General features: G+C 64.5%; 15 protein-coding genes. 5 read left to right on the top strand and 10 right to left on the bottom strand.

Features of this window, described 5'->3' with window-relative positions:
• Positions 1 to 108: 108 nt before the first annotated feature.
• Positions 109 to 714 carry a hypothetical protein gene (locus tag PVE73_RS07310; RefSeq protein ID WP_277366308.1) on the top strand — a complete coding sequence of 202 codons (606 nt, stop codon included), beginning with the start codon at positions 109 to 111 and terminating at the stop codon, positions 712 to 714.
• On the opposite strand, the gene PVE73_RS07305 is transcribed toward PVE73_RS07310, so the two are convergent.
• Genes PVE73_RS07305 through PVE73_RS07295 form a run of 3 tightly spaced genes read right to left on the bottom strand, consistent with a single transcriptional unit; the run spans position 707 to position 5,639 of the window.
• Complete coding sequence (locus tag PVE73_RS07305) at positions 707 to 1,819, bottom strand: ABC transporter permease (RefSeq protein WP_277366307.1); 1,113 nt, start codon at positions 1,817 to 1,819, stop codon at positions 707 to 709. The two genes, PVE73_RS07310 and PVE73_RS07305, sit on opposite strands and share 8 nt — an antisense overlap.
• 2 nt (positions 1,820 to 1,821) lie before the next feature.
• Positions 1,822 to 4,611, bottom strand: a complete 2,790-nt coding sequence (gene rbbA, locus PVE73_RS07300) for a ribosome-associated ATPase/putative transporter RbbA (protein ID WP_277366306.1) — start codon at positions 4,609 to 4,611, stop codon at positions 1,822 to 1,824.
• Positions 4,608 to 5,639 carry an HlyD family efflux transporter periplasmic adaptor subunit gene (locus PVE73_RS07295; RefSeq protein WP_277367378.1) on the bottom strand — a complete coding sequence of 344 codons (1,032 nt, stop codon included), beginning with the start codon at positions 5,637 to 5,639 and terminating at the stop codon, positions 4,608 to 4,610. The genes rbbA and PVE73_RS07295 overlap by 4 nt, the downstream gene beginning before the upstream one ends.
• Positions 5,640 to 6,173: 534 nt before the next feature.
• Between PVE73_RS07295 and PVE73_RS07290 the strand changes: the two genes are divergently transcribed.
• Positions 6,174 to 6,329, top strand: coding sequence for a hypothetical protein (locus PVE73_RS07290; RefSeq protein ID WP_277366305.1), 156 nt, complete (start codon positions 6,174 to 6,176; stop codon positions 6,327 to 6,329).
• Here PVE73_RS07290 and PVE73_RS07285 read toward each other — a convergent pair.
• Positions 6,323 to 7,093, bottom strand: coding sequence for a glucose 1-dehydrogenase (locus PVE73_RS07285; protein WP_277366304.1), 771 nt, complete (start codon positions 7,091 to 7,093; stop codon positions 6,323 to 6,325). The two genes, PVE73_RS07290 and PVE73_RS07285, sit on opposite strands and share 7 nt — an antisense overlap.
• A gap of 221 nt (positions 7,094 to 7,314) precedes the next feature.
• Here PVE73_RS07285 and PVE73_RS07280 point away from each other — a divergent pair, with 221 nt between their 5' ends.
• The gene (locus PVE73_RS07280; RefSeq protein ID WP_277366303.1) at positions 7,315 to 7,962 is read left to right on the top strand and encodes a CBS domain-containing protein; all 648 of its coding nucleotides are present in this window, start codon (positions 7,315 to 7,317) and stop codon (positions 7,960 to 7,962) included.
• Positions 7,963 to 7,982: 20 nt separating this feature from the next.
• The gene (locus tag PVE73_RS07275) at positions 7,983 to 8,936 is read left to right on the top strand and encodes a 1-phosphofructokinase family hexose kinase (RefSeq protein ID WP_277366302.1); all 954 of its coding nucleotides are present in this window, start codon (positions 7,983 to 7,985) and stop codon (positions 8,934 to 8,936) included.
• A gap of 108 nt (positions 8,937 to 9,044) precedes the next feature.
• Here the strand turns inward: PVE73_RS07275 and glk are convergent, their stop codons facing one another.
• The 6 genes from glk to PVE73_RS07245 all read right to left on the bottom strand — a co-directional run bounded on the left by glk (position 9,045) and on the right by PVE73_RS07245 (position 15,016).
• On the bottom strand, positions 9,045 to 10,001 hold the full coding sequence (gene glk, locus PVE73_RS07270) for a glucokinase (RefSeq protein WP_277366301.1): 957 nt from the start codon (positions 9,999 to 10,001) through the stop codon (positions 9,045 to 9,047).
• Between the two features lie 35 nt (positions 10,002 to 10,036).
• The gene (locus tag PVE73_RS07265) at positions 10,037 to 10,675 is read right to left on the bottom strand and encodes a helix-turn-helix domain-containing protein (protein ID WP_277366300.1); all 639 of its coding nucleotides are present in this window, start codon (positions 10,673 to 10,675) and stop codon (positions 10,037 to 10,039) included.
• A gap of 69 nt (positions 10,676 to 10,744) precedes the next feature.
• Positions 10,745 to 11,896 carry a sn-glycerol-3-phosphate ABC transporter ATP-binding protein UgpC gene (gene ugpC, locus PVE73_RS07260; RefSeq protein WP_277366299.1) on the bottom strand — a complete coding sequence of 384 codons (1,152 nt, stop codon included), beginning with the start codon at positions 11,894 to 11,896 and terminating at the stop codon, positions 10,745 to 10,747.
• Positions 11,897 to 11,900: 4 nt separating this feature from the next.
• A complete protein-coding gene (locus PVE73_RS07255; RefSeq protein WP_277366298.1) occupies positions 11,901 to 12,794 on the bottom strand; it encodes a carbohydrate ABC transporter permease in 894 nt (297 codons plus the stop codon).
• Positions 12,791 to 13,660, bottom strand: a complete 870-nt coding sequence (locus tag PVE73_RS07250; RefSeq protein ID WP_277367377.1) for a sugar ABC transporter permease — start codon at positions 13,658 to 13,660, stop codon at positions 12,791 to 12,793. The genes PVE73_RS07255 and PVE73_RS07250 overlap by 4 nt, the downstream gene beginning before the upstream one ends.
• A 102-nt stretch (positions 13,661 to 13,762) precedes the next feature.
• Complete coding sequence (locus PVE73_RS07245) at positions 13,763 to 15,016, bottom strand: ABC transporter substrate-binding protein (RefSeq protein WP_277366297.1); 1,254 nt, start codon at positions 15,014 to 15,016, stop codon at positions 13,763 to 13,765.
• A 210-nt stretch (positions 15,017 to 15,226) separates the two neighbouring features.
• Between PVE73_RS07245 and ppsA the strand changes: the two genes are divergently transcribed.
• Entirely contained in the window at positions 15,227 to 17,656 is a 2,430-nt protein-coding gene (ppsA, locus tag PVE73_RS07240; protein ID WP_277367376.1) for a phosphoenolpyruvate synthase, read from the top strand.
• Positions 17,657 to 17,674: the final 18 nt, after the last annotated feature.

The following is a 17,674-nucleotide window of genomic DNA, read 5'->3' as shown; positions in this document are numbered from 1 at the left end:
CAAGGCCGGAAAACTCTAGCGCCAGCCGAGGGCGCATTGGGGAGCGGCCCAAAACGTGAACAGGGCTAACCTATAGGCGGGGACAAAGCGGGGAGCACGTCAACGGCGTTGCTGGCCGATGTGCCTGAAGATACGCCGGACCTCTTGCCGAGCGCTGCGCCGATCTATGCGAAGAAGGTTGGCCGCCTGACGGAGGCCCTCAATCGTCCCGAGGAACGGACGGAGGCCGCGGAAGCGCTTCGGATGCTGATCGAGAAGATCGTACTGACGCCGGGCCCGAACCGCGGCGAGATCGATGCGCTTCTCTACGGAGAGCTCGGCACGATCCTGAACTGGATCGAACGGCAAGCTATTGGAAAGACTGCAAAAAGGACACTCCCGGCGCGGGGCGCACGGGAGTGTCGGTATCGGTGGTTGCGGGGGCTCGCAACTACCGATACCGACATTCACTGTTCCAGCTCTTCAACGCCTTCAATGACCGTAAGGACGAGCGAAGCGCCTTCGCTGGGCTGTTTGCCAATCGATGGCCGCACGCTACCGCTCGTCCTGCATGCGGCGGTGATCTATCTGCTCTTCCTGCAGCAGGCGTTCGCGAGCGCAACCCTGGACGGTATCGAATGGCCAATCTGCTCGGCGATGACGAGCTCGGCCCTTCGGCTGCGAGAACAGGCCACGCTCGTGCCCCCCGCCCAACCAAGGTCCTTGACTACCTGAGCGACTTTCGGAAACGCCAGAGGGAGAAAGAGAAGAACGCGAGACCGATCAGGACAAGCGCGGCGAATTGAGGCCAGACCGCGTCCAGTCCGGCCCCACGGAACAGGATTGCCTGCGAAAGCGACACGAAATGCATGTCGGGCGTGGCCGACATCAGGACGCGCAGGCCGTGCGGCATGTTCTCGACCGGGGTGAGCCCGCCAGCGAGGATCTGGAGCGGGAACAGAACGAGCATCAGAAGCAGCCCGAACTGCGGCATGGAGCCGGCGATGGTAGCGAGCAGGATGCCGAGCGAGGTGGTAGCGAAGAGTTGCAGCGCCACGCCCAGCATCAGAAGCCACAGCGAGCCGGCGACGGGAATCGCCAGCCATGTCTGGACCACCACCGTCATCGCGAAAAGCACCGCGCCCATCACCACGAGCGCCATCGGCCAGATCTTGCCGAGCATGATCTCGGTAGGCGTCACGGGCATGACGAGAAGATGCTCGATCGTTCCGCGCTCTCGCTCCCTTATGAGCGCCGCGCCCGCCAGGATCACGGACAGCAGCGAAACGTTGTTGACGACCTCCATCATGGCGCTGAACCAGCCGGGATTGAGCTCGGGATTGAAGCGTGCGCGCAGCACCAGTTCTACCGGGGCCGGGTCGGCGGCGCGGTAGCGTTGCATGAACTCGGCAACCTCGCCCGACACGATCGCCTGCACATAGCCCGCTCCGGTGAATGCCTGTGTCATGCGCGTGGCGTCGACATTGAGCTGCATCGCAGGCTCCGCACCGGCCAGCACGTCGCGCTGGAAATGCGGCGGGATGACGAGCGCGAAGGTGTCGATGCCCGCATCCATGCGCCGGTTCATCTCCGACAGCGTGATCGTCTCGGGTGGATTGAAGTAGGGCAAATAGAAGGCTGAGCCGATGCGGGCGGAGAGCGGCGAGACGTCCTCGTCCACAACGGAGATCGGCGCTTTGTTGAGCGTGAACGGCATCGCCGTCGCCGCCGCATAGATCTGGATGGAGAAGGCTGCGCCGATCAGCGCCAGCAGAGCCGGCGTGCGCAGAAGCCCCCACACCTCCTTGATGCCCAGCCGCCAGATGGTCGATAGCCGCATGGTCAGCGCGCCTGCTTGCGAAGGAAAAACACGCTGAGCGCCAGCAGCACTGGACCGGCGATGAGCAGAGGCAGGAAGGATGAGGTCAGATCCTCCAAACCGAGCGCCTTGGAGAAGGCGCCGCGGGAGATGGTGATGAAATGGCTTGCCGGGTTGATCGCGCCGATCACGGCGGCCGAACCCTCCATCGCGGCAACCGGGTCGATCATGCCGGAATATTGCACCGCGAGCAGCATCGAAACGATGGTGGTGAGGAAGATCGCGGCGATCTGACTGTTCATGAAGCTCGATATGAACAGGCCGAGCCCGGTGGCGGCGATCGCGTAGAGAAACCCGCCAATCGTATAGGCGACGATGGAGCCAGTGAATGGTACGCCCTGCACCAAGACGGCGAAGGTGGTTAGGGTGACGAAGTTTAGCATTGCAAGCACGACGTAGGGGATCTGCTTGCCAAGCAGGAATTCCAGCCGGGAGACGGGCGTCACGTAGAGATTGACTATCGAGCCGAGGTCCTTCTCGCGCACGATCGACAGCGTTGAGAGCATGGTGGGAATAAAGAGCAGCACGAGACCGATGACCGCCGGCACCATGGCGATGAGGCTTTCCACGTTGGGATTGTAGCGGAAGCGCGTCTCAAGCTGGAAATCGCCGGCCAGTGCCTGCTCGCCGTAGGCCTCGCGCGCCCGCCGCATCAGCCAGTGCGCATGCAGCCCCTCGACATAGCCCTGCGCCGTCTCGGCTCGCGAGGGCATGGCGCCGTCGATCCAGCCGCCGATGCCCGCCTGCCTCCCTGCTGATACCTCTCGCGCAAAGCCCGGCGGAATCTCGATGGCGAGGCTCAGCTCGCCATTGCGCATGCGCCGATCGAGATCGGCCGGATCGGCGATCGGGGGGCGCTCCGTGAAATAGCGGGAACCGGCAATATCGAGCGTGTAGTCCCGGCTGAGCGTCGTCTGGTCGTGGTCGAGGACGGCGAAGGGAAGATCCTCGACATCCATGCTGATGCCGTAACCCAGCACGAAGAGCAGGATGAGGCTGCCGATGAAGGCGAACGAGGCGCGGATCGGATCGCGCCGCAATTCCAGCGTCTCTCGCCGCGCGTAGCTGCCGATGCGACGGGGATCGAGAAGACGTCTACGCCCGGCCGGCGCGTGGCCCCCGGCGATCGCGTGCACCAGCTTCGAAGCTGGCGCGCCGTTCACCTCTCGGGCCTGCGGCCTCGCCCCGTTTTCGTCCGCGATCGCATCCTCCAGATAGGAGACGAAGGCTTCCTCCAGATCGGCACTGCCACGCTTCTCCACGATTCCCGCCGGCGTGTCCGACACCAGCACCTTGCCTGCATGCATCAGCGAGATGCGGTCGCAGCGTTCCGCCTCGTTCATGAAATGGGTGGAAATGAAGATGGTCACACCGTCCTTGCGCGAAAGGTCCACGAAGCTTTGCCAGAGCGCGTCGCGGGCGATCGGATCGACGCCGGAGGTCGGCTCGTCGAGGATCAGCATCTCCGGCGCGTGAATCATGGCCACGGCCAGCGAAAGGCGCTGGGTCAGCCCAAGCGGCAGCGCATCGGGCAGCGTGTCCATGACGTCGACGAGATCGAAGCGCCTCGCCATTTCCTCGATACGCCCCGGGATGTCCTTTGCGGGAAGCTGGAAGAGGCGGGCGTGCAGGTCGAGATTCTGCCGGACGGTGAGCTCGGTATAAAGGGAGAAGGATTGCGACATGTAGCCGACGCGCCGGCGCGTATCGATGTCGCGCGGATCGACCTCCTGGCCGAACAGCTTCGCCGTGCCCTCGCTCGCCGGCAAGAGGCCGGTCAGCATCTTCATTGTGGTGGTCTTGCCACAGCCGTTGGAGCCGAGAAAGCCAAAGATCTCGCCCTTGGGGATGCGGAAGCTGACATGCTCCACCGCGGTGAAGTCGCCGAAGCGGATGGTCAGCCCCTCGGCCTCGATGGCGGCATCACCATCGCCGTCCCGTGGCCGCGGCGGGATCTCGACCTTGCGATGGAGCCTGCGCTTCTCTTCGGGCATCAGCTCGATGAAGGCATCGTCCAGCGAGGACGTACCTGTGCGCTGCCGAAGCTCGGCCGGCGTGCCGGTGGCGAGCACCCGCCCGCCATCCATAGCCACCAGCCAGTCGAAGCCCGAGGCCTCGTCCATATAGGCCGTGGCCACGATCACGCCCATGCCCGGCCGATCCTGCCTGATGCCGTTGATCAGTTCCCAAAATTGTCGCCGCGCAAGCGGGTCGACGCCCGTGGTCGGCTCGTCGAGGATCAGGAGGTCCGGGTCGTGGATCAGCGCGCAGCAGAGGCCAAGCTTCTGCTTCATGCCGCCCGAAAGCTTGCCCACCGGCCGGTCGGGGAACGGGTCGAGGCCCGTCGCCTCGAGCAATTCGCGGATGCGCCGCTCGCGCTCCCTGCGGGCATGGCCGAACAGGCGGCCGAAGAAATCGACATTCTCGAACACCGAGAGTGTCGGGTAGAGGTTCTTGCCCAGCCCCTGCGGCATATAGGCGATGCGCGGCCCCACATAGCTGCGCTGACGCGCGTCGCGCATGTCGGCGCCCAGCGCCTCCACCTCGCCCTGCTGCACCTTGCGCGCCCCGGCAATCAGCGACAGCAGGGTCGACTTGCCGACGCCGTCCGGTCCGATCAGCCCGATCATCTGGCCGGCCGGAAAATCGATGGTCACGCCGTCCAGCGCGCGGGTCTTCTTGAAGGAATGGCTCACGGCCCGCATGCGCGCGGCGAGCGGAGCAGTATCCCGGTCGCGCGCCCGCCCGGTCATTCCAGCAGCCCGGTGCGAAGGGTCTCGGGCCACTCCGCCGTCGGGTCGAGCTTCACATAGGCCATGCCGGGCAGGCCCGGCTTGACGTAATCGGCGTGCTTCTGGAGCAATTCCGGCGCGACCCGCACGCGGATGCGGAACATCAGGCCCACCCTTTCCTCGGCCGTCTCGACCGTGCGCGGCGTGAACTGCGCGACATCGGAGATGAAAGACACTTCGGCCGGCACCACCACGCCGGGCGCTGTGTCGAGCACAATCCGCGCCTGCGAGCCAAGTGCGACGCGGCCGGCCTGCACGGTGGGCAAGAAGAACGTCATGTAGACATCGTTGAGATCGATCAGGTTGAGGACGCGCCCTCCGCCCGCGACCACCTCGCCCGGCTGCGCCACGAGATACTGTACGCGGCCGTCACGCGGTGAGCGCAGCGTGCTGTCGTCGATCTCCACCTGAATGCGCTCAATGGCGGCCTCCGCCGCCTCTACGATCGCTTCCGCATCAACGATGCTTGCCCGTGCCGTCGCAATTCCGGCTTCCGCGGACGCCGATTGAGCACGGGCAGCGTCAAGAGCGGCCCGTGCGCCGGCCGTACGGGCGCGGTCGTCATCGAGCGTCTGCTGTGAGATCGCGCTGGTGCGGGCGAGCTGCTCGGAACGGTTCAACCGGCGCTCCGCCGACTCCAGCTCTGTCCGGCGCTGCGCGACGACGGCGAGAGCCGCGGAATGTTCGGCTTCGGCCTGGGTGACACTGCTCTCTGCCACATCGCGTGCGATCCGCCCGCGCTGCAACTGCGCCCGCGCCTCGCGCAGCTGGGCATCGAGCTGCTGGGTGTCCATGTGGGCAAGGACCTCGCCGCGTGCGACGGTCTGGCCCTCCTTCACGACGATGTCGCGGACGCGGCCGCCCGTGCGCGCCGAAATATCGATGGCCACGGCCTCGACGCGCCCGTTGCCCGAGGCGATCCAGTCCGGCAACTCCGGCTCTGCGAAGCGCTGGGTCAGATACCAGCCGACTGCAACTGCCGCGACGATAGCAGCGATCCAGAACCAACGAAGCGCCAGGATACTTCTCGCCCGCTCAGACACCAACCACCGCTCCCGATACGCCTCGCTGACTTGAAGACAGCAAGGCCCTTCTGGTTACCCACATCCGAAGGACACTCTTTTTGTTCCAATGGCGCATCAAAATCCACAATACGAAAAACAGGCGCTTGACGAGACCTTTACCTCAGTGTGTGGCGCCTAACAAATAACGGCGTTCCCTCATGATTCGACCTTCCCGACATGGGCGTTTTGTGCTGCCACTGCGATCTCGGCGAGATACCGATGATGCACCCAAGCTCTGCAACACCAAGCAGTGCGATGTTCGAGCATATGTTCACCGCCACGTTGATTTCCATCAAACAGAAGGCGCCTAAGTGGAACCTCGAGCGGATTAGCCGGACACACCCAGAACGTGAGCGCGATCAGAAGCATCTGCTTCCCGTTACCCGAAAGACGACCCGTTCCCCTAAAACCCAATTCGCTCGTGAACGAGATCGGCCAGAAGCGTGAGCGCGACCATGCATGGCAACGCCTGAGCGACCCGCCGGCTGGTGGAAGCCAGGCTCCCTGAAACCCATCCTGCCTGTGTCCGCCCACGTGGAGGAGATATCGTTCCGCACCGCCATCGACCGGATTTCGGGACGCGAAGGCCAAGGCGTAGCCGCGCGGCCCTACTGAGCGACGAAGCCGCCGTCGACCGGTATGTTCGCGCCGGTGACGAAGGACGCCCGATCGGAGCTGAGCCACACGATGAGCTCCGCGACTTCCTCCGGCCTGCCGATGCGTCCGATGGGATGCAAGGGATCCATCATTTCATGGGTGGTCATCTTGCCAGTGGTCGATTGCTCGGCCAGTGAATCCAGCATGCGCGTGTCTATGCCGCCGGGGCAGATGGAGTTTACGCGAATGCCCTGCTTACCGTATTCGAGCGCGGCATTCTTGGTGAGACCGTTGACGCCGTGCTTCGACGCGACATAAGGCGCAAGGCCCGGAAAGCCGATCAGGCCGGCAACGGAGGCGAGATTGACAATCGCCCCGCCGCCGTCCCTCAGCATCTGCCTGATCTCAGCCTGCAGGCACAGGAACGTGCCGCGCAGATTGACGGCCATGATGCGCTCGAAATTGTCGAGCGGCTGCTCGATAAATGGTACGATCTTGCCCTCGATGCCGGCATTGTTGCAGGCGCAGTCGAGGCGGCCGAAGCTCTCCACGGTCTTGGCGATCAGTGCGTCGACTTCTTCGGGGATCGAGACGTCGGCCTTGATGAAAACCGCTTCGCCGCCTTCAGCTTCGATCATCGCGACGGTCTCCTCACCGCCATCGACATCGATGTCCGAGACGACGACCTGTGCACCTTCGGCTGCGAACTTCACAGCGGCGGCACGCCCGATTCCCGCGCCCGAGCCTGTGACGAGAGCGGTCTTGCCGGAAACCATGCCCATTATCGATCTCCCTTGCTTGCTTGATCGGAGACGAGGTTAGCAAAGCACGCCGATACCGGACTTGACCGATATCAATCCATCAGGCCGCCCCGGGAGGCGAAGGCCAGGCGTCGTTTGACGCTGGTCAAGGCATTGCCGCAAAGCAGATGTTTCTGTTCGCCGATCCGCGACGGAGATTGATCTCAGATGAGAGCCAGAGACCTCATGACTGTTAATGCACGGTGGTTTCCGCCGAAAACAGTGTGCGTCACGCCGCCCAGATCATGCTAGATCGCTGCGTCAGCGGGCTTCCCGTGCTGAGCGACGACGGGCGCGTCATCGGCATCGTTACAGAGGGCGATCTGCTGCGCCGTACCGAACTCGGCGAGTTCCGGCACGGCGCCACTTCCGGGGCAACCGCCGAAAGGCGTGCTCGCGACTACGTCAAGAGCAGCAGCTGGAAAGTCGGGGACGTAATGTCCGGGAATGTGGTCGCCGTGGAGGAGAAGACACCGGTCAACCGTATCGCGTCCTTGATGGCCGAGCACGGCATCAAGCGCGTGCCGGTCCTGCGGGAAGGAAAGCTGGTAGGCATCGTCTCGCGCTGCGACCTGCTCAAGGCGATCTGCGCGGCCCCGCCGGAATCGACGGCTTCGGGGGACATCGCCATCGCCCGGAGCATCCGCGCGCGCTTGAGTCAGGACTTGGATCTCGGCGGAGACCAGATGCGGATCAGCGTCGAGCGAGGCGTGGTGCACGTGCAAGGAACCGTCGGCTCCGAGGCGGAACGCAAGGCTGTTCAGACGGTGGCCAAAGGTTTGCCCAACGTGACCCGCATAGAGCTCGACATTTGCGTCGCGTCAGCCGGCGCCGGCCCTGAGCCGCAATGATATGAACGGGAAAAGAGAAGATGTCGACTGTCCTCACCATCACGCTCAATCCGACGGTCGACCTCTTCGCCGAGACCGATGTCGTTCGGCCCGTTCGCAAGATCAGAACGTCTAATGACCGGTGTGATCCCGGCGGTGGCGGCATAAACGTAGCACGCGTCATCACGGAAATGGGCGGCGATGCCGAGGCCCTCTTTCTCTGCGGGGGGCCGACCGGAACCTGGCTCAACGCTTTGCTCGAGAAGGCGGGCATCAGGCGTCATATGCTTCCGATCTCTGGGGATACCCGGGTCGCCTACGCCGTCCATGAGCGCGGCAGCGGCTTTGATTACCGGTTTGTGCCGGCGGGACCTTCAGTCTCGGCGCAGGAGATCGAGCCCTGCATGGAGATCATCCGCAGCCGCAACGCCCGCTATGTCGTCGCCAGCGGCAGCCTCCCCGCGGCCGCCCCACCGGACACCTATGCGAGAATGGCCAGGATCGTCGCCGAGCAGGGTGGCCGGTTCGTGCTGGATACTTCCGGCGACGGGCTGCGGGTCACGCTCGAACAGGCACGGGTCTTTCTGGTGAAGCCCAGCATCGGTGAACTGGGCCAGTTCGTCGGGCATGAATTGGACGAGCAGGCGGCACGCGAGGCGGCGATGAACCTCGTCAGGCGCGGGGCAGCGGAGATGGTCGCCGTTACGATGGGAGCCCAAGGCGCCTTGCTGGCCACCGCTGAAGGCGTGATGAAGATGCCTGCGCCGCGCGTGAAGGCGCGCTCGGCAATCGGCGCCGGCGACAGCTTTCTCGGCGCGATGGTCTGGGCGCTGGCAAAGGATTGGGTCGTCAAGGGCGCCTTCCATCTGGGGATCGCCGCCGGTGCCGCGGCCGTGCTGACCCCCGGAACACAACTCTGCCGGCACGAGGATATACGCTCGCTCTACCCCATGTCGCCGAACGCGAACACAGAGCGCGAAGGCGGAATAGATTGAACAACCCGGATGGAGTTGCAGAAATTCAGCGGGATTCGTAGACAGGATCGAACACGACTCGCGAGCGCCTGCCATTCTCGATGGAACACCGAGAAGTTGCAGACCTCATTACCGGGAAAGGGCGATGGCAGCCCCGCGCAGCGCGGCGTCGGCTGCCGTGATGACGTTGACCGGGATCGTCGAGACAAGGTGCGAAAGACGTCCCTTGTCCGTGAAGGCGGTACGGAAGGCCTCACCTTCCAGGGCTTCGAGGATGCGCGGCGCGATGCCGCCTCCGAGATAGACGCCGCCCGACGCGCCATAGACAAGCGCCATGTCGCCGGAGAAGCGCCCGAGCCACTCGAGAAAGTAGCCGAGGGCGTCCACTGCGACGGAATCCTCCTGCGCGAGGGCGAGCCTCGTGACCTCTGCCACCGGCTTGGGTCCGGCCGGCGCGCCGCGCATGTCACGCAATATGGCGTAAACGCGCTCGAGGCCGGGTCCGGAGATAAGCCGTTCAGCCGACACACGCCCCCTACCCGCACTCAACCGGCGCATAATCTCGATCTCTTCCACATCCTGCGCGGGAAAGGAGACGTGCCCGCCCTCACCCGGCACAGCTATCCACGATCCCGCGCCATGGACGAGGCCGGCAACCCCGAGGCCGGTCCCCGGCCCGAGCACGAGCTTTGCTCCATTTTCGACAGGCGCGCCGTCGTAGAGCTGGTGCAGATCGTGCGGAACGAGATGGGGAAGCGCCAGCGCCAGCGCCTCGAAATCGTTGAGGAGCACCAGGGTCTCGGCACCCGTCGCGGCAGCGACCTCGTCGCGCGTGAAGGACCAGCCGAGATTGGTGATCTCCATCCTCTCTCCGCGGATGGGAGCGGCGATGGCGAGCGAGGCCATTTCGGGCCGGTGCGGGACCGAGGCGAGATAGGCTTCGATGACCGCCTGGAGCGAAGGGAACTCCCGGCAGCGGAAGGCGGCGAAGTGATCGATGGTCAACTCGTCGATATCGGCCATCGCAAAACGCGCATTGGTGCCGCCGATATCGCCCACAAGTGCCTCGCGCGAGCGTGCAATCATCGTTCCGGTACTCCCTTCTTCAGGTTCTTGCGAGGTCACGCGCTCAGCGCGCGCAACGCCTCGATCCGTGCAAGCTCCACCGTGCGCGTGCCCTGGAGGCGGACATAGCCCTTGGCGCGGAACTTCGAGAGGACACGGGAGACCGTCTCGATCGTCAGGCCGAGATAGTCGCCGATGTCGCTGCGAGACATTGCAAGTTCCACCTGCGGCAGGCCGCCCTGCCGCTCGAAGAGGTCGAGCAGGAAAGCGGCGACCCGCTCGGCGGCGCTCTGCCGGCCGATGACGAGCAGATGCTCCTGCGCCCGCACCAGCGCCTTGAGCGCGATGGGGAGGATTTCACGCGCGAGGTCCGCGTCGAGGGGCTGGCGATAGATGCGCACCGCCGCGTTGCAGATCGCCTCGGCGAAGAAGTGGTGATGGCCGTCCGCCTCGAAGCCGAACACCTCGCCGGCTACGTGGAAGGCGCTGATCTGCCGGCGCCCGTCCGCCAGCAGGCGGTAGATGCGCACGGCGCCGAACTCCACCTGGTAGAGCGCGGTCGCCCGCTCACCCTGACCGTAGATTTCCTTGTTGGCTGTGTAGAAGACGACCTGGTGCGGCTGCGATGCCGGCAACGCGGGTACCACGGGACGGAAGGACTGTGCAGCCTGGTTCTGTGGGGTGCGGGAAAGCATCTCGATACCTCCGAAACTTGTCGGATCATGAGTGCCTTGAATCTCCCACCGGCGAAATTCGGTTATGTCCTAAGGGAAACTACGTAGGCTCGGGCTTTTTTGAGGGCCCGAAGGCCGGAGCCTCTTGCCCGTTTCCGGATCGAACAGCTTCGCCCGGTCCATGTCGACCTCGAAACGGTACTTCGCGTCGACCGGCGCCTTGTCCTCGGGATGGACGCGGGCGATCGCCTCGATGCCGCCGAGCGTGAAGACTAGAAGCGTGTCCGGGCCGGTCGGCTCCACCACGTCGATGATCCGCTCGAAGGCATGCGTTGCCTTGCCGGGCCGCTGGGTACCCTCGCGGCTGATCGTTTCCGGTCGCAGGCCCAGATAGAGCTCGCGCCCGACATATGCCTTGGCGGAACCGAGAAGCGCCTTGGGAACGGGGAAATGGATAACCCCCTCCTCGTCCGTCACCTCGAGCTGCAGACCGTCCTTTTCGATCACCATCCCCTTGAAGAGGTTCATGGAAGGCGAGCCGATGAAACTCGCCACGAACAGGTCCACCGGTTCCTCGTAGATCTCCTCCGGTGGGGCGAACTGGCGGATCGTGCCATTATCCATCACCGCGATGCGCGAGGCGAGCGACATGGCCTCGATCTGGTCGTGGGTCACGTAGATCACGGTCTTGCCGAGCCGCCGGTGCAGCTTCTTGATCTCCGTGCGCATTTCCACGCGCAGCTTGGCATCGAGATTGGAAAGCGGCTCGTCGAACAGGAAGACATCCGGGTTGCGCACCAGCGCGCGGCCCATGGCGACGCGCTGCCGCTGCCCGCCGGAGAGCTGGCCGGGCTTGCGGGTAAGCAGCATCTCGATGTGCAGCAACTCCGAGACTTCAGCCAGTGCCTTCTGTCGTTCCTCCTTCGGCACGCCGCGCGTCACCATGCCGAAGGTGATGTTGTCCTCCACCGACTTGGTGGGGTAGAGCGCGTAGGACTGGAAGACCATCGCGATGTCGCGATCCTTCGGCGCCACGTCGTTGACCTTGCGCTCGCCGATGAAGATGTCGCCGTCTGACAGCGTCTCGAGGCCGGAGACAAGATTGAGTAGGGTGGATTTGCCGCAACCCGATGGGCCCACCAGCACCACGAACTCCCCCTCCTCTATGTCGAGGTCTATGCCCCTGATCACCTCGTTGGTGCCGAAACGCTTGCAGACGCCTCTCAGTCGTATATCGGACATTCAATCAACCTTTCACGGCACCGGCGGCAAGGCCGCGGATGAAGTATTTGCCGGCAAACACGTAGACGATGAGGGTCGGGATCGCGGCGATGATGGCCGCCGCCATGTCGACATTGTATTCCTTCACCCCCGTCGAGGAGGCGACGAGATTGCTCAGCGCCACGGTGACGGGATTGGAGTCGCCGACCGTGAAGGCGATGCCGAACAGGAAGTCGTTCCAGATTTGCGTGAACTGCCAGATGACCGTGACCACGATCGCCGGCGGCGCCATGGGCAGCACGATGCGGAAGAAGATGCCGAAGAAGCCGGCGCCGTCCACCTTGGCGGCCTGCACGATACCGTCCGACACGCCGACGAAGAAATTGCGAAAGAAGAGCGTGGTGAAGGCGAGGCCGTAGACGGTGTGGACCAGAACGAGCCCGGGTACCGTGCCCGCGAGGCCGAGGATGCCAAGCGTGCGCGCCATGGGCAGGAGCACCACCTGGAAGGGGATGAAGGCGCCGAAAAGCATCAGCCCGAAAATGATGTCCGCCCCGCGGAAGCGCCATTTCGTCAGCGCGTAGCCGTTGATGGCGCCGAGCAGCGTGGACAGCACCACGGCTGGAACCACCATGGCGATAGAGTTCCACACATAGGGCTTCAGCCCCTCGCAGCGCACGCCGACACAGGCCGAATCCCAAGCTCTCAGCGCCGGCTCCAACGTCACGTCCTTCGGCAGGCTCAAGAGGGTCCCGGTGCGGATTTCTTCGAGCGGCTTCAGCGCCGTCATCACCATGACGATCAGCGGCATGAGATAGTAGAGAACGAACAAGCCGAGCACCGCGAAAAGGAGAATGCGGAGGATTGTTGCTGCGGCACTCTTCGGGCGGACGATGCCGTGAATCTCGCGTGCGGTCATTTCCGGCCCGCCCTGAGTTCGGAGTAGAGGTAGGGCACGACCACCGCCATGATGGTGACGAGCATCATCACGGCGCTCGCCGCCGCAAGGCCGAGTTCGCTGCGCTGGAAGGCATAGGAATACATGAAGGTGGCGGGCACGTCGGTGGCGATGCCCGGCCCGCCCGCCGTCAATGCCACGACAAGATCGTAGCTTTTGATGGCGAGATGCATGAGCGTGATGAAAGCCGAAAGGAACACGGGCCTCAGCATCGGCAAGACGATGCCGACATAGGTGCGCCACGGGCCCGCCCCGTCGATGGCCGCGGCCTTGATGATCTCGTCGTCGATTGACCTCAGCCCCGCCAGGAACAGCGCCATCACATAGCCGGAAGACTGCCAGACGCCGGCGATCACGATCGTGTAGATCGCCATCTCGCGGTCCACCAGCCAATCGAACTGGAAACTCTCCCAGCCGATGTCGTGCATCAGCTTCTCGATGCCGAGCGTGGGATTGAGGATCCACTTCCAGGCCGTGCCCGTGACGATGAAGGAAAGCGCCATCGGATAAAGATAGATGGTGCGCAGCACACCCTCCGCACGGATGCGCTGATCGAGCATGATGGCGAGCAGGATGCCGAGCGCCATGCAGATTGCCATGAAGAGAATGCCGAAGACGGCGAGGTTCTGAAGCGCCACATACCAGCGCGGCGTCTCCCAGAGGCGGATATACTGAATGAGGCCGGCAAACTCGTAGCGCGGCATGACGCCGGAGCCGGTGAAGGAAATGTACACCGTCCAGGCGATGAAGCCGTAGACGAAGAACAGGCTCAGCGCGAAGGACGGCGCCACCACCACCTTCGGGAGCCACAGATCGGCGCGCTTCATGCGCGTGAAAAGACCGGTCGCTATTTCAGCCACGTTTTTGTCCCCGCCTCACTGGAAAAGGACCGGGCCGCCGCCGTGCGCGGCCCGGCATCGAATGCGCGGTCACATGGCGCGCTGGATCGCCGCGACGAGACGGTCGACGGCTTCTTGGGAGCTCATGTCGCTGTTGAAATGCTCCGTGACCACGTCGAGGAATTCACCGCGGATCGAGCGGGGGACCGCCATCTCATGCGCCATGCTCGGCACCAGCGAGTCGGCCTTAACCGCCGCGGTCAGATCCTCGTGGGACTTCTTCGCACAGTCGTCGAACTTGTCGAGGGAAACGTCGATGCGGGCGGGAATCGACCCCTTGGCGAGATTGAACGTCTCTTGGAAGCCCGGCGACATGATCAGGCCCGCCAGAACCTCCTGGCCTTCGATCCGATCGTCACCGGACACCTTGAACATGGCGAAGGAATCGGAGTTGAGGATGAAGGCGTTGCCGGGCGCGGGCGCGCAGAGGAAATCCTCGCCGGGCACCTTGCCGGCGGCCAGGAACTCGCCCTTGGCCCAGTCCCCCATGATCTGGAAGGCGGCCTCGCCGTTCATCACCATCGAGGTGGCAAGGTTCCAGTCGCGGCCGGAAAAGCCCGGATCCACGTAGCCGCTGAGCGTACGCATCTGGTCGAAGACCTTGACCATGGTGTCGCTCTTCAGCGCATCCATGTCGAGCTCCACCAGCGCCTTGCGGTAGAAGTCCGCACCGCCGAGGCCGAGCGCCACCACCTCGAACACCGTGGCGTCCTGCCAGGGCTGGCCGCCATGGGCGAGCGGGGTGATGCCGGCAGCCTTCAGCTTCTCGGCCGTGGCGTTGAACTCGTCCCACGTGGTGGGCACCTCAGCGCCGACCTTGGCGAGCACCTCCGGATTGGCCCACAGCCAGTCCACGCGGTGGATGTTGACGGGGGCGGCGACATATTTGCCGTCATGTTTCATGATTTCCGCCAGCACCGGCGGCAGCACGGCGTCCCAGCTCTCGGCCTTGGCCACCTCGTCGATGTCGGCCACAGCGCCCTCGTTGGCCCATTCCTGGATGCCCGGGCCCTTGAGCTGCACCGCCGTCGGCGGGTTGCCGGCGACCACGCGGGCGCGCAGCGCCGTCATGGCGGCGTCGCCGCCGCCACCGGCGATCGGGGAATCGATCCACGTGCCGCCCTGGTCCTCGAACGACTTCTTCAGCTCGCCCACGGCCTTGGCCTCGCCGCCGGATGTCCACCAGTGCAACACTTCCACCGTTCCGCCCGCATGCGCGGCCGCGGACGCCATCAACAGCCCGAGCCCGAAGGCCAGCGCCGTGCCTTTCCTGAATCTCGTCATCGTGACTTCCTCTCTGTTCCCGCCGAGGGTCCCTCGGTCCGGAAGGGCAGTTTCCCGCGGCGGCAAGGGGCGCGCTTTGATCTGCATCAGACGGAAGAAGCCGCGACCGCGCGGCCATTGACCGGGATCAAGGCGGTGGGCGCGCGCATAGCCAAACTGGCCGGCAAACCACGGGAGCACGCCATGGAAAGCAGAATCCGGCAGCCGGCGATGGAAAACGCGAAGGAGACGGGCAAGCCACGCCCGGTCATCTGGTTCGAGGGGGTGGGGCGGCGCGAGGTCGGCCATGTGGGCGGCAAGAACGCTTCGCTCGGCGAAATGGTGCAGACGCTGGCGCCGAAGGGCATCCGCGTGCCGCCGGGCTTTGCCACCACCGCAGAAGCCTATTGGGATTATGTCGACGCGAACAAGTTGAGGGAGCGTATATCCGCCCTGCTCGCCGAAATGTCTGCGGGCAAGGCCTCGCTCACGGAGACGGGCCAGGCGATCCGCTCTATGCTGCTCAAGGGCGAGTGGCCGGAACGGACGGCGGCAGCGATCCGGCAGGCCTATCGCGAACTCTGCGAACGAACGGGAAAGGCCGATGTCGACGTGGCCGTACGTTCCAGCGCCACGGCGGAGGATCTCCCGGACGCCAGCTTCGCCGGCCAGCAGGAGACCTTCCTCAACATCCGCGGCGAAGAGGCGCTGCTTTCGGCCTGCCGCCGCTGCTACGCCTCCCTCTTCACCGACCGCGCGATCAGCTACCGCCAGGCGAAGGGATTTGACCACATGAGCGTGGCGCTGTCGGTCGGCGTGCAGCAGATGGTGCGTTCCGACCTCGGCGGCTCCGGCGTCATGTTCTCCATCGACACGGAAACCGGCTTCAAGGACGTGGTGGTGATCGACGCCGCCTGGGGGCTGGGCGAGAACGTGGTCCAAGGGGCCGTGGACCCGGACGAGTACCAGGTGTTCAAACCGCTCCTCACCGATCGTTCGGTAACGCCCATCATCGGCAAGAGGCTGGGCGAGAAGGCGCAGAAGATGATCTATGCCTCGGGCGAGAAGCCGACGCGCAACGTGCCAACCTCAAAGGCCGAGCGGACGGCGTTCGTGCTGGAGGACATCGAAATCCTCACGCTTGCGCGCTGGGCCGCCACCATCGAGGACCATTACGGCTGCCCCATGGACATGGAATGGGCGAAAGACGGTGAGACGGGCGAGATCTTCATCGTCCAGGCACGGCCGGAGACGGTGCAGTCGCAGCGCGTGGAAACTGCCTTCAAGTCCTATCGCATAACCGAGAAGGGAAAGACGCTTGCGATCGGGCTGGCCATCGGGGACGCCGTGGTGGCCGGCCGCATCTGCCTGATCGAGGATCCGCGCGACATCGACGAATTCGTGGATGGCTCGATCCTCGTCACCGGCACGACCGACCCCGACTGGGTGCCCATCATGAAGAGGGCCGCCGCCATCGTCACCGACCATGGCGGGCGCACATCGCATGCGGCGATCGTCAGCCGCGAGCTCGGCCTGCCGGCCATCGTCGGCACCGGCAACGCGACCCAGGTGCTCCACGCGGAGCAGGAAGTGACGGTCTCCTGCGCCGAAGGCGACCAGGGCTTCGTCTACGAAGGCACGGCGCGCTTCGAGACCGAGACGGTGGACGTGGCCGACCTGCCGGAGACCCGCACCGAGATCATGCTGAACCTTGCCAACCCGGCCGCCGCCTTGCGCTGGTGGCGCATCCCCGCCGACGGCGTGGGGCTTGCCCGCATGGAGTTCGTGGTCTCCAACCACATCCGCGTCCACCCGATGGCGCTGGAGCGCCACGACCAGCTGAAGGACGAAGCGGCCAAACACCAGATCGCCGAACTGACGGCGGGCTACGGGGACAAGACGGAATATTTCGTCGACCGGCTCGCGCGCGGGCTCGCCCGCATCGCCGCCGCCTTCTATCCGAAGCCCGTCATCGTGCGCATGAGCGATTTCAAGACCAACGAGTATGCAGGGCTGATCGGCGGCGCGGAGTTCGAGCCGGAGGAAGAGAACCCCATGATCGGCTTCCGCGGCGCCTCGCGCTACTACTCGCCGCACTATCGGGAGGGCTTTGCGCTGGAATGCCGCTCGATCAAGCGCCTGCGCGAGGAGATCGGCTTCAGGAACGTCGTGGTCATGATCCCGTTCTGCCGCTCGACGAAGGAAGCCGACCGGGTGCTCGAGGTGATGGCGGAGAACGGCCTGAAGCGCGGCGAGCAGGCCCTGGAGGTTTTCGTCATGTGCGAGATCCCGTCCAATGTGGTCCTCGCCGCCGAGTTCGCCGAACGCTTCGACGGCTTCTCCATCGGCTCCAACGATCTGACCCAGCTCACTCTCGGCGTGGACCGGGATTCGGGCGAGCTCGCCGATCTGTTCGACGAGCAGGACAAGGCGGTGAAATGGATGATCGCCAATGTCATCGGCGAGGCGCGCAAGGCCGGCGCCAAGATCGGCCTGTGCGGCCAGGCGCCGAGCGACCATCCCGAATTCGCGGCCTTCCTCGTCGAATGTGGCATCGATTCCATCTCCGTGAGCCCGGACAGCTTCATCGCCGTGAAGAAGCAGGTGGCAGCGGCGGAAGCGGCGAGGGACAAAACCGGGAAAGGAAGGAAGGCCGTTTGATCCGCCCCGCCGGCGGCC

It is taken from the genome of Chelativorans sp. AA-79 (genome assembly GCF_029457495.1).
Taxonomy (GTDB): Bacteria; Pseudomonadota; Alphaproteobacteria; order Rhizobiales; family Rhizobiaceae; genus Chelativorans.
This window is presented reverse-complemented; position numbering and strand designations above follow the sequence as displayed.